Source organism: Maridesulfovibrio sp. (assembly GCF_963677005.1).
GTDB lineage: Bacteria > Desulfobacterota > Desulfovibrionia > Desulfovibrionales > Desulfovibrionaceae > Maridesulfovibrio.
On sequence record NZ_OY781616.1, the window covers coordinates 2875062 to 2887678 of the forward strand.

Genomic DNA, 12617 nt, shown 5'->3' on the forward strand with positions numbered 1-12617 from the left:
GAAACAGTTTCCAAAAAAAAAGAAAACGGTCTGACCGGATCAGTTATGCTTGAAGCGGTAGCCCACGCCGCGCACTGTCTCGATATAATCGGCGTAGGGGCCGAGTTTCTGGCGCAGTCTGCGAATGTGCGTGTCCACGGTTCTGGAGTAGCCTTCGAAATGGGTATCCCAGACCGTATCAAGCAGGTGATCGCGGGTACGCACCTTGCCCTCGTGCTGCAGCAGTTCCGAAAACAATTTGAATTCCGTTGCGGTCAGGGCCACTATTTCACCGTCACTTGTCACTGTATGGGCTTCGAAATCAACTTCCAGCCCTTCCCTGCTCCACTTGCCGGGACGCTTGGTTTCCACTTCCACACTGCGGCGCAGCACAGCCTTGACCCGCAACACCAGTTCACGCGGGCTGAACGGTTTGACGATATAATCGTCCACACCGAGCTCCAAACCTACAACCCGGTCCACTTCTTCCCCCTTGGCGGTAAGCATGATCACCGGAATATGCTGGGTGACGCTTTCCTGTTTCAACCTGCGGCAGACTTCCAGTCCGTCAATGCCCGGCAGCATGAGGTCCAGCAGGATGAGGTCCGGATGTTCGGCTCTGGCCTGATCAAGGGCCTTGTGACCGTCCATGGCGGTGACGACTTCATAGCCTGAAGAAGTCAGATTATATTTCAAAAGTTCTATGGTATCGTTATGGTCTTCAACAACCAGTATTTTTTCGACTGACACATCGTTCTCCTTTTGGACGGACCTTACCCGTAACAATGGAACTGATTAAGACAAATCAGTTACAACTGTGTTAATTGTCCGTTCCGTCATCATCCTGTTCACCGGAATCACCCGTACGCACTTCATCTCGAACATACATGTCGCCGTCCTCCACCATCCTGAACCCGTCCACAGCCCCGGTAAGGGATTGGACGGTATAGTTGAGGCTGGCCACAGTGCGTTTGAACTCTTCTATGAACTCGGTTGTACCAGCCGCTGTCTCACTGAGATCGGACATGGCTTCACTTATCTGCTCGGCGCTGTCGGACTGGTCGCCCATGGAGCGGGACACCTCGGCAAAACGGGGACCGAGCACCCGGACCTGTTCCACTATCTGCCCGAGGTCCGAACTCATCTTCTCCACTTCATCCACGCTTGAGCGGACTTCGCTGTTGAACTTGTCCATTTCCATGACCCCGGAACTTACGGCGGACTGCATGTCGCGCACCATGAGTTCGATGTCTTCGGCAGCTATGACGGTCTGGTCGGCCAGTCTGCGGATTTCACGGGCGACCACGGAAAATCCCTGCCCGAACTGCCCGGCCTTTTCAGCCTCGATGGCGGCATTGAGCGAAAGGAGGTTGGTCTGGTCGGCTATGCGAGCGATCGTGGTAACAATGTTGTTGATCTTGGTTGCCTTTTCATTGATCGCGCCAAGACGGTTGGAGACATTGTCTGTTGAATTGACCAGCCTGATCAGCGACTGCTCCCGGTTGGCAATATTGGCCTGCAGATTCTCAGCCATCTTGGCGGATTCCCCTGCGCTCCCGGCAACATCGCCCATAACCTTGACCAGATCTTTCGATGTGCGGCTGATAAGCCTGCTTGTGGCCGTGACCTCGTTGGTGGAAGCCGCTTGACGGTTAACTGCGGCGTCAATCTGTTCTGCCGTATCCTTGATCTTGTTACCGGCAACTGAAACCTTATCCCCTGAGGACTGGACCTCACCGATGATCTGGGAAAGCCCGGAAGTCATGGTTTCGAATGAAGACACCAGATTGCCTATTTCGCTGCCGGGGTGCATGAACCGGCTGGCAAAAAAACTGTCTTCTGCCCGGTGACGCATCTTGCGTATGGAAACATGCGCACTCTGCAGGTCGCCTTCGGCAATGGATTTGGCTATTTCGGTAATGCGCGAAACAGGTCTGAAAATCAGGTTCAAACCGAAAATCAGGAAAAACAGGGTGACGGCAATAAACACGCACCCGACAAACACCACCGCGCCCATGGTCTGATTGGCGGCCTTATTCATGGCTGCCAGCGGAATAGATGAAATCATGGCGCATTCTATGCGTCCGGGTTTGCGGTAGTATCCGGCGTCCTTCTCAACCGGATATCTGTCTTTCATGGACTGAGGGGCATCCTTGGGGTCGCCGTGGCAGACCATGCAATCCGGCTTGTTCACCTCTCCTTCGGCAGCAATAAAGCTCTCCACACCGTTTATCTTGCGAATCTGGGTGAGAAACGGTTTTTTCCCGGCCTGAGCCATGGCATCGAGCAGTTCAATGACCTTTGCTTCATCACCGGTAGCCATATTGTCCCGGTTACGCGGTTTTGTAGAGGCGGTCTTAAAGGTCAGATCGTGCTTGTACTGATCGGGAATACGGCCGAAAACGCCGTTGGCGGTAAAGGAAGTTGACTGCAGTTCGGGAACGAACTGATCCTCCGGAAGCAGTTCCGTAGCCTTCGGACGAATTACCGCCCCGGTGTGCTTGCGCACGGCCTTCATTGTGTGGAGCATTATTTCCACCTTTCCGCGATATTCGTCCACAAGGGTATCGCGGGTATAGCTGGAAATAAGCCACATGATGGACACGGTAAGGGCTATGCAGAAAAGCACACACCCGATCATGAACTGCTTGCGGATTGTCATCTATCAGTCCTCGTTAATTGAATACGAATTCAACCATGGAAAAATCGTCTTCATAGGTTTCAAACCCCTGAAGCTCTCTGGTATATTCAATGAGCCGGTCGATAGGCTCACCCAGCGCCCCTCCTGTTCCGGCCATGAAAGAGGCGAATTCCTCAAAATCCCACATGGAACCGTCGGAAGCCAGCCGCAACTCGTAGACACCGTCACTGTAGAGGAAAAATCTTGCTCCCGGCTCAACTTCCACACTTTCGCTGGTATAGGTCATATCCGGCATACCCCCGACTATCATGCCCACCGTGCGCAGCTTGAGCGGTTCGCCGCCGGACATGAGCAGGGCCGGAGGATGGCCGCCGCTGGAAAAAGTAAGGGTTCGCGAAGATTTGCAGTAAACCCCGTACCACATGGTGAAATACAGGTTGTTCTGCTGCTCCATCTGAAAAGAGTTGTTCAGGGCTTCGAGCACCTTTTCCGGCTTGAGGAAGTCCGTATCCGGCAGTGTCTGGGAGCGCAGCACGTTCATGGCCGAAACCGAAAGCAGGGCCGACCCCACCCCGTGGTCGCAGACATCAAGCAGATACATGGCAAAGTGATCATCATCCAGCCAGTGGTAACCGAAGGAATCCCCCCCCAGTGAAGCCGAGGGAATAAAGCGCCAGTCGGCAAGGATATCGCCTTCCCTGACCGGTTCCGGAAGCAGCGAAGTAACGTAATCTGCGGCAACGGCAAGTTCCTTGCGCAGTTCGTCCCGGCTTTCCAGAAGCTGCTTGTAAGCCTCGTTTCTCTGGAGCAGGTTGATATAACCTCTGGAGTGGTAGCGGATGCGGGCCAGCAGTTCAATGCGGTCAGGCAGTTTGACCAGATAATCATTGGCACCGAGGGCGAAAGCTTCTGCCTTGGTGGCCGGTTCTTCCTTGGTGGAAAGGACAATCAGCGGGATATCTTTCAGCTTGGAGTTGACCCGCATGAATTTGACCATGGTCATGCCGTCAATCTCCGGCATCACCAGATCCTGAAGAATCACGGTCGGCTGCAGCTTTTCGGCCTCCGGAATGGCCTTGGTGGGATCGCTCACAAAATGGAAATCAATATCCTCCTCGCCTGCAAGCATGCGCCGTACGGCCTCGCCCACCATGGGCTGATCATCGATAAGCAGTACATTGATCTTGTGCTGAGTAAGCAGGTCCGGTCTGGAAGCCGTATCGCTCATAATCCGTTCTCCTGAATTTTTTTCCTGAAATGCCTTACGAGTACCCTCGGGATGTCCCCGAGCGAGCATATTTCACGGGCTGCGCCCATCTTCACCGCAGCACCCGGCATGCCCCAGACCACACTGGACTGTTCATCCTGTGCTATGGTCAGCCAGCCGGAATTTCTGAGTGCCAGCATTCCCCTGGCTCCGTCCGCCCCCATGCCGGTCAGAAGCACGGCTGCCGATCCCGAAGGAAAACCGGCATGGACAAGGCTGTCAAAAAACATGTCGACCGAAGGAACGTAAATGGCCCCGCCATGATCGGAAGTGATCTGGACAGTTCCACCCGGTCCCATCAACATGTGCCTGTCACCCGGTGCAAGTTTCACTTCTCCCGCCCTGAGCATGTCTCCGCTGGCCGCAATGGACACCTTCAATCCGGTCTGGCTGTCCAGCCACTGGGCCAGATTGCTGGAAAAACTTCCGTCCACGTGCTGCACAATAGCCACTGCGGCCGGAAAATCGTCCGGCAAAGCTCCGAGTATGGAAGCAAGCGCCGTGGGTCCGCCGGTGGAACTTCCTATAGCCAGAACCGGCGGGATGGTTCTTTTTGCAGGAGCCGGACGTACTCTTGAAGAAGCAGACCTGCCGTTACCCTGCAGCTTGCTGATGACCGAAATCTTGGAAATAAGCCCGTCATCGCCTTCAAGACTCCCGGTCGGGCCGAGAGATGGAGTAGTCACCACGTCCAGGGCTCCGGCTCCCATGGCCTCGAAAACCCTGGAGGCATTCTCCGCAATACTGGAGGTTACAATCAGTATCGGGCAGGGACATTCATTCATTATCCTGCGGGTGGCCTCAACCCCGTCCATGACCGGCATGACCAGATCCATGAGCACGATGTCCGGGATATCCTTAAGACACTTCTCAAGCCCCCTTTCGCCGTTGCGAGCCACCCAGGCCACTTCGTATCCGGCGGAAAGGACGACCTTTTTCAGGACCTCAACGGCCGCGCCCATGTCATTAACAATTCCTATCCTCATCCGGCGGCACCACCTATGAGATCTTCCACAGCGGAAAGAAGTGTTTCGTCATGAAAACTGCTCTTGGTCAGATAGTAATCGGCTCCGGCTTCCAGACCGCTTAAACGATCTTCCTTGCGATCCTTATATGAAACCATCATTACCGGGACAGATTTCAGGTCAGCGTCCGACTTGATTCTGCGGGTCAGTTCCAGACCGTTCATACGCGGCATGTCCACGTCCGTGATCACCAGATCATAATTTCCCGCCAGCACGGCGTTCAGGCCGTCCTGCCCGTCGACTGCAGTGTCCACTTCATAACCGTGATTGGCCAGCAGCTTACGCTCTACCTCGCGGACAGTGAGGGAGTCATCCACAACCAGAATTTTACGAACCTGAACGACTTCCTTTGATTCCACACCGACCTTGCCCAGCCTTCCGCCGGACAACAGGTTGTCTATGGAACGCACCATGTCCTCGGCATCTAGAATCAGCACCGGAGAACCGTCCGGCATGAGGGCTACTGAGTTTACATCCGGAACCTTGCCAAGACGGTGGTCCAGAGGCCGGACAACAAGGTCCTGCTCTCCCTGAAAATCGTCCACCACCAGCCCGTACCTGTTCATGCGGTCACTGATGACCACAATCTTAAGCGGCCCGGAATCAGCCGGATCAAAAGGAGTTCCCAGAATCTGCGCCGCCCGCACAAGCCCGACGTTGGCCCCGTCCAGCGAGACGTACTGCCGGTCTTCCGCCAGCTTCAGGTCCTCCGGGAGAACCGATGCGATCCTGCTGATACGGCTGAGCGGCACGGCATAAGGCTGACCGGAAATTTCCACCAGCAGAGTGCGGATAACGGAAAGGGTCAGCGGCAGCTGCATGGAAAAATTCATTCCCCGGCCCGGAACGGACTCGGCCCTAACGGTTCCGCCCACCTCCTGCACCATGGCATGGACCACGTCCAGCCCCACTCCGCGACCTGAAATTTCAGTGACCTTCCCGGCTGTTGAAAATCCCGGCAGAAACAGAAATTCCATAAGCTCGGCCCGGCTCATTTCCGCAGCCATCCTTGCCGGAGCCAGATTCTTTTCCACGACCTTGGCCCGGATACGTTCCGGGTCTATGCCCCGGCCGTCATCGCGCAGTTCGATAAAAAGCATCCCCGCCCGATGCCCGGCAATAAGTCGGACCGTCCCGCACGGTTCCTTACCGGCCTCAACGCGTTCATCCGGCATTTCAATGCCGTGATCAACCGCATTTCTGATCAGATGGTTAAGCGGAGCTTCGAGCTTCTCAAGAATATCACGGTCAACCGAAGTGCTTTCTCCTTCCACGACCAGATCGACCTGCTTGCCGAGGGAACGGGCCAGATCGCGCACCAGTCGGGGAAAACCACGCCCGCCGTCAGAAAAAGGACGCATGCGGCTGGCAATGACCTCATGATACAACCGGCCGGAAACATTGTCCGAACGCCGTCTGTAGACATCAAATTCGGAGATGTGTCTGCCGAGTTGTTCCTGGCAACCGGCAACAGCCGCCTTCAGTTCATTGAGCACACCCGCAGGAGAGTCTCCGCTCATCACCCTTTCACACCCTTCTTCAAGGGCCTTCATAAGTTCACGCTGTCCGGACTTCAAACGCAGCAGGGAAGAAGCAAATCCCGAAAGCCTCCCCGACTCGACCAGACTTTCCCCGGCAAGGGCCATAAGCCGGTTGAGATTTCCTGCGGAAACTCTGACAACGGAATCCTTCTGCGGAGTTACGGAAGCTGTAGCAGGACCTACAGGTTCGGCTTCAAGCTTGGGGCTGCCGGTTAAGGCTGGACCGGCCTTTTCCGGATGGACAGCTGTTTCTTCCGGGACATCGCGCACTTCCACAACCGAATCGGACAGACCTCCGGGGCAGACGGAATCAAGGACTTCGCGCATTGCGGACTCATCTCCGCGCAATCCTTTTTCCATCCTGTCCATCAGCGGCTTCTTTCCGGTAAGAAAATCCTGTATCTCCCCGGTTTCGAGCAGCGAAATATCCCTGTAAATATCTGTGGCGCTGAGCAGAAGATCAATCTGGGAGGATTTCAGTACCGTTTCCCCTTTCTGACAGGAAACAAGCAGGTCCTCCATGGCATGCGCCAGTGCCACGGCATCTGTAAGCCCCACTATCCTGGCCGCCCCTTTCATGGAGTGGGCCGCACGCATGAGCGGTTCCACCCGGTCAGGGGACTGATCCTTTTCAAGCTCCAGCAATCCGCTGTTCAAGGACTGGGAATGGCTCTCCGCCTCCATGCGGAACAGGTCGAGCATGGAAAGATCGGCAAGTTGCGGTTCTGGCTTTCGGGGTACTTCTGCCGTGCCTTGAACCTCGGAAACGGATTGTTCGGCAGGCGAATCTGGCTGCTCCGGAGAATCCTGTTGTGCCGGGGAGTCCTGCTGTGCCGGGGAGTCCTGTTCGTCCGGGGAATCTGTATGATCGGCGGAAAGATCAGCCGCAGCTTCCTCAATGGCCGAAACATTCCCGTCCAGCCATTCGGACAGGTCCGTCATGTCCAGCCCGCCCATGTCAGTGAAAAAAACATTCGCCGCCAGCAACCGGTCTATGTCGGCCCGGACAAGTTTTCTTTCTCCCCTGCGACAGCTCTCCAGCACATCTTCCATGGCATGGGCAAGATCGACAACCTCGTCTATCCCCACGATACGCGCCGCCCCCCTCAAGGAATGGGCTGCCCGCATGAGCGGCTCCAATTTGTCCGGAGACTGATTCTGCTCAAGTTCCGGCAGACCGCCGCAAAGGGACCGGGAATTGCTCTCCGCTTCCATCTTGAAGAGTTCCAGCATGGAAAGGTCGGCCATGTCACGCGCCACGTTGATTTCTCCCTGTCTTGCTCATGATCCCGGACCTACTTTATTATTCGGTTGAACGCCGCGAACAGAAGCTCGTCATCCAGCAGTGAAATACGCCTGTCGCCTATATCGAAAAGTCCCCTGGTATAAGCGGCCGGAGCCTTGGACACCGTTGCGGGAGCTTCAAGCAGCCCGTCCGCGAAATAGCGCTGGACCCCCTGCACCTCGTCGGCACCGAAAACCCAGCGGCCATGACCGCTGTCCACACAGATAAAACGGTCGTAAACCCTGAATCCCTTTTCCTCATCGGTCAGGTGTTCCGGATCAAGCCCCAAAAGATCACGCACCGAAACCACGGGAACAATCTGGCCCTGTATGCTGGTCAGACCTCGAAAAATATGGCTGTTGCGGTGCGGAACCGGACGCACGCTCCTGCGCTCCAGCACGGCTACGAAAACATGCGAGGACAAAGCCAGCCACTCCATGGCTATGCGGAAAACAACCGCCCCTTCAGTTTCAACACTCTCTTCCTCCTTGCGCATGGAGACCGCAACGGTATTCTCCTCCAGATATCCGACCGGAGGTTCGCGGTCCAGCAGGGAAAGTCCGGCACTGGTGAACTGCGGACAGCTGTAGCAGTGATTCCATTTCACAAGTTCGGTACAGGTTCTGTCACCGGCGTAGCCTATGGTATTCCAGCATGATGCAGTCATTCTCCGGCCTCATCAAAGTTTTTCGGCCCGCCGGACCCTGTTTCTGAGAAGCTCCGCCTTGCGGACCTCCCCCCTGTTTTCAAGCAGCAAAGATAGATGCACAAGGGATTCAACATGGTGCGGGTCCAGATACAGAGCCCTGCCGTAATAATCTTCGGCCATGGTTTCATTGCCGTTTGCCTCGTGCAGCAGTCCGCACAGATAATACAACTCCGGTTCCGGACCGCTGCCGTGCAGCAGTTCCTCGCACATGGAAAGCGCACTGCCGGTCAATCCCCGGTCAGCGAGCTCCCTGACCCTGTCGACTCCGCCCGGACCGGATTGCCCGGTTTTCATATCCGGTGCAACGGCTGCGCTGTCCGAAGCAGGGCTTTGAATCTCCTTACGATCCAACTCGTTGCCATCCGCTACGGAGGAGCAGACTTCACAGGATCTAGCCTTTCTTTCCATGGCCAGTTGAGGTCTGCATGCCCAGGTAGGCTTTCTTTCCTTCAACAATCCGGCAACCTTACGCTTCCCTTTTTTCAATGCAAAAGTTCCGTTCTTTCCCAGAGGAGTAAACCAGTCATTGAATACCGGAAGCAGTTCGGCATGCCCGACAAAAAGCAATCCCTGATCATCAAGCTTTTCGCTTAACATCCGCGCCAGATGCACCTTAGATTTATCGTCCAGATAAATCAGCAAATTACGACAAAAAATAACATCATATTTTCCAGCCGGCAGACATCCCTCAACGATGTTTCCGGTATAGAAATTTACCGCGTCCAGAATCTCTCCGGCCAGTTGTCTTCCGCCGGAGCATTTATTGAAGCAGCTTTTCGCATACTCAGGCATGACATTTCGAAACGAATTCTCCGAATAAAGCCCGCATCGGGCTTTTTCAATAGCCCTGCGGCTTATATCCACCCCGTCCACCCGGAACCGGGACGGTTCAAGTCCGGCACCCATCAAGGTCATGGCGATTGAATACGGCTCCTCCCCGGTGGAACATGGAGCGCTCAACACTCTGAACACCCCCCGCCTGCTCCGGAACGCGGTTTCGGACAGCAACTCGAACGGCCTGACATCACGAAAAAACCATGTTTCAGGAACAACGATTTCTTCAACCAGCTCAGCCTGTTCTTCCTCGCTGGCACGCAGCAGGGCAAGATACCGCTCCTCATCACAGCCGGTAATCCGCATGCGGACTCCGACCGCGTGGGCGACTCCGGACCGTCCCAAGGAATCGGGCGAAAGGCCCATTGCCTTGTTCAAAATCTTATGGAACGGTTCCAAATTCATATCCTGCCCCCAACAAAAACATGCAGCATAATATCATCAGGGCAACCAAACATGACCGGCCTGAGAAACCTCGCTAACCGCAAAAAACAACCATAAAAACACATCCTGACCAGACCCGCGAAAATCGGTACAGGGAGATAAGGATCATCCGGAAACACCGGACGGTTCTTCATGGGGAAACAGTATCTTGTGCAACTCCGGCGTAAGAAGCCTGTCCGGACGGATCAGCTGCAGCATGACCCCGTTTACACGGGCCACCTTCCCCAGCCATGGCGCATCCGGTATTTCCAGACCGGATGTTTCAAAATCCTTATCCGCGACCTTCAGGGTTTCGGTAATACTCTCCGCCAGAAGGCCGAGGAATTTTTCGCCCCTGCCAGCTTCGGGATCAAGGTCGGCAAGGTCCACAATTATTATCCGTGTAGACATCAACGGTCTGCAGGAGCGATCCGTTGCCAGCATGGAGAGGTCGACTACCGGCGTGACCTTGCCACGGTAATTGAAAAGCCCTTTCACGAATTTCGGCGACCGGGGCAACTCCTTGCATATCGTAGGAGGAACAACCTCGACAACTGAGACAGCCTCAAGGCCGTACAGATAATTTCCTATCCTGAAAGTCAGTACCAGCATGGCTATTCACTCACCTTGAAGCGGGATACCTCACCGCGCAATCCCTGCACGGCTTCATTGAGCTGACCGGCCGCACGGTTGAATTCTCCCAGTGCGTCCGAAGTATCCGATGCGGTCTCGGAAAGCTGGGACATGGCTTCGCTGATCTGTTCCGCGCCTTCGGCCTGTGCGCTCATGCCTTCGTTGACCACTTCTATACGCGGGGTAAGGTCGCGGACCCCGACCATTATGCCGTCCAGCTTCTTGCCCAGCTTACCGGCCTTGCTGGCCCCAAGACGGACATCTGCAGCAAATTTATCCATTTCCTCTACACCGGAATCAACGGATATCCGCATGTTGCCGATCATATTTTCTATTTCCAGAGCCGCAACAGAAGTCTGGTCCGCGAGACGACGTATCTCCTCGGCCACAACGGAAAAACCCTGACCGAATTTTCCGGCCTTTTCCGCCTCTATGGCCGCATTGAGCGAAAGCAGATTGGTGCGGTCGGCCACCTTTGTGATGGTTGAAACTATGCCCACAATGGAATTGGCCCGGTCATTGATCTCGGCCAGCTTGCCGGTAATGGAAGCCGTTCCCTGACTCAATTCGTCCATGATGCGAATCATCGTCCGGAGCCCGTCCTGACCGTCACTGGCCAGCGCCCCCATGCCCGAGGCGGAATCATTGAGCAGATGCATGGTCCCGGCCAATTCCATGGAATTGGCCGATATTTCGGTACTCGTAGCACTTATCTGGTTGGTGGCGGCTGCCTGCTGATGAAAAGTAACATCAAGCTGACGTGCCGAGGCGGCTATCTCGGTGGAGGAGGTCGTCACCTGTATCCCGGACCTCTGCACCTGAGCAACCAGTGAAAAAAGATTGTCGACCATGTTTTTCATGGCAAGGTAGAGTTGGCCGGTCTCGTCCAGAAGACTGTCATTCTCCCTGTTATCGGCGGCGTGACGTGCGCCGGAACATTCCTGTTCTATCTCGGCAAGCTTGTTCTTGGCCGTAAACAGGTCTCCCTCGGCAACTACTTTGACCAGATCGACCATCCGGCTGACCGGGTTGGCAATCAGGCCGCTGACCCAAAGGGAAACCGACAGGGTAATGACCAGCAGAACTATTCCGGCTGCGGTAAGCCACTGCACCATATAGTCGAGAACACCTTCAAGACGGTTGGTAATGCCCTGATATTCATCTAATGGAACGCATGAGCCGATAACCCATCCCCAGGGCTTGTAATAGGTGAATACGGCAATCTTCTGACGCTCTTTATCGTCCTTTTCGGTCTTCCACAAATATTCCATGCTGCTCAGTTTGCCTTCCCCGGCACTCACGGCCTGTTCTATCAGGCTGTCGGCAAACTCCTTTTTACCACCTGCCGCATCAACACTGCGCCCGTCCTGTGCAGGCGAACCCGCAACCACATATTTTCCATTGTTCTTACCCCTGGTGCCGATGGCCCATACGTAACCGGTCTTGCCTATGGTCGTCTTGAGCATGGATTTTCTGAATATGGCGACGATGTTATCGTCCATATGCACGGCCAGCATGCCTGTTATGAAATTATCCTTATCGCGCAGGGGGGAATAGACAACAAATCTGGTGCCGTGGTCGGCGGAGACAAATTTTTCCACGGTACGTCCGGAAAGGACATCATCTATAACGGTACTGGCTTTTCCATCCTTCCCTAGAGAATAAAAAATATCTCCCGGCCTGCTGTTTTCCGCTCCTTCCGGAGCGGTGGTATCAACGACAAGCATATCCCCTTCCGGATTTATGCGCTGATACACCGTGCAGTATGCTCCTGAAATGCTTGAAGCCTCCACCAGGACCGGCAGCGGATTATTTTTGCGCTCGGAGTAGACCAGTTTTACCCCGCCCATACTCATGACGGGCACGGATATTTCCGTCTCGTCCTCTCCACGAGGATTGTGGAGCGGCCAATCGGAAACCATTTTTGAGACTTCAACAGCCCCGGACTCCTGCAGCAAAGTCTGTAAAGCAACTGAGGCCCGTCTTGTCTCATCCATGAGCAGTTCGGAAGAGGCCCTGCATTCATCGTACAGGTCTCGCGTCAACTGGGAAATATGAGTTTCTATGAGGGAACGGACTTCGCCCTGTAGGCAGACCTGCAGACGGTCTTCCAGAACATTGGTAATGAAAAACATAACCATAATCGGAATGATCGCGGCCCCGCATGCAATGGTAATGATTTTTCTCCTGAGTGAAAAACGCATCTGCTACTTCCTGTTCCTTCCCGCTACCATACAAAATCAACGGGCGGCATTTTTACAATTTACTTATTTTCAACAC

Annotated in this window: 9 protein-coding genes; all 9 read right to left on the reverse strand. The window is 54.8% G+C overall.

What is annotated here, in order from left to right:
• Window positions 1-39: 39 nt before the first annotated feature.
• The 9 genes from ACKU4E_RS12740 to ACKU4E_RS12780 all read right to left on the reverse strand — a co-directional run bounded on the left by ACKU4E_RS12740 (window position 40) and on the right by ACKU4E_RS12780 (window position 12541).
• Entirely contained in the window at window positions 40-729 is a 690-nt protein-coding gene (locus ACKU4E_RS12740; protein ID WP_320171454.1) for a response regulator, read from the reverse strand.
• Between the two features lie 70 nt (window positions 730-799).
• Complete coding sequence (locus tag ACKU4E_RS12745) at window positions 800-2641, reverse strand: methyl-accepting chemotaxis protein (protein WP_320171455.1); 1842 nt, start codon at window positions 2639-2641, stop codon at window positions 800-802.
• 13 nt (window positions 2642-2654) lie between these two features.
• Window positions 2655-3848 carry a SpoIIE family protein phosphatase gene (locus ACKU4E_RS12750; protein WP_320171456.1) on the reverse strand — a complete coding sequence of 398 codons (1194 nt, stop codon included), beginning with the start codon at window positions 3846-3848 and terminating at the stop codon, window positions 2655-2657.
• On the reverse strand, window positions 3845-4873 hold the full coding sequence (locus ACKU4E_RS12755) for a chemotaxis response regulator protein-glutamate methylesterase (protein ID WP_320171457.1): 1029 nt from the start codon (window positions 4871-4873) through the stop codon (window positions 3845-3847). Before ACKU4E_RS12755 ends, ACKU4E_RS12750 begins: the two co-directional genes overlap by 4 nt.
• Window positions 4870-7713, reverse strand: a complete 2844-nt coding sequence (locus ACKU4E_RS12760; protein WP_320171458.1) for a hybrid sensor histidine kinase/response regulator — start codon at window positions 7711-7713, stop codon at window positions 4870-4872. Before ACKU4E_RS12760 ends, ACKU4E_RS12755 begins: the two co-directional genes overlap by 4 nt.
• Window positions 7714-7748: 35 nt before the next feature.
• Entirely contained in the window at window positions 7749-8405 is a 657-nt protein-coding gene (locus ACKU4E_RS12765) for a chemotaxis protein CheW (RefSeq protein ID WP_320171459.1), read from the reverse strand.
• Window positions 8406-8417: 12 nt separating this feature from the next.
• Window positions 8418-9686, reverse strand: coding sequence for a CheR family methyltransferase (locus ACKU4E_RS12770; RefSeq protein ID WP_320171460.1), 1269 nt, complete (start codon window positions 9684-9686; stop codon window positions 8418-8420).
• 144 nt (window positions 9687-9830) lie between these two features.
• Window positions 9831-10316, reverse strand: a complete 486-nt coding sequence (locus tag ACKU4E_RS12775; protein ID WP_320171461.1) for a chemotaxis protein CheW — start codon at window positions 10314-10316, stop codon at window positions 9831-9833.
• Window positions 10317-10318: 2 nt separating this feature from the next.
• On the reverse strand, window positions 10319-12541 hold the full coding sequence (locus ACKU4E_RS12780; protein ID WP_320171462.1) for a methyl-accepting chemotaxis protein: 2223 nt from the start codon (window positions 12539-12541) through the stop codon (window positions 10319-10321).
• Between the last annotated feature and the right edge of the window lie 76 nt (window positions 12542-12617).

Coding starts and splice junctions, on each gene's coding strand:
- ACKU4E_RS12780 (WP_320171462.1), bottom strand. CDS start 12,541: ATGCGTTTTTCACTCAGGAGAAAAATCATTACCATTGCATGCGGGGCC.
- ACKU4E_RS12745 (WP_320171455.1), bottom strand. CDS start 2,641: ATGACAATCCGCAAGCAGTTCATGATCGGGTGTGTGCTTTTCTGCATA.
- ACKU4E_RS12750 (WP_320171456.1), bottom strand. CDS start 3,848: ATGAGCGATACGGCTTCCAGACCGGACCTGCTTACTCAGCACAAGATC.
- ACKU4E_RS12770 (WP_320171460.1), bottom strand. CDS start 9,686: ATGAATTTGGAACCGTTCCATAAGATTTTGAACAAGGCAATGGGCCTT.
- ACKU4E_RS12755 (WP_320171457.1), bottom strand. CDS start 4,873: ATGAGGATAGGAATTGTTAATGACATGGGCGCGGCCGTTGAGGTCCTG.
- ACKU4E_RS12765 (WP_320171459.1), bottom strand. CDS start 8,405: ATGACTGCATCATGCTGGAATACCATAGGCTACGCCGGTGACAGAACC.
- ACKU4E_RS12775 (WP_320171461.1), bottom strand. CDS start 10,316: ATGCTGGTACTGACTTTCAGGATAGGAAATTATCTGTACGGCCTTGAG.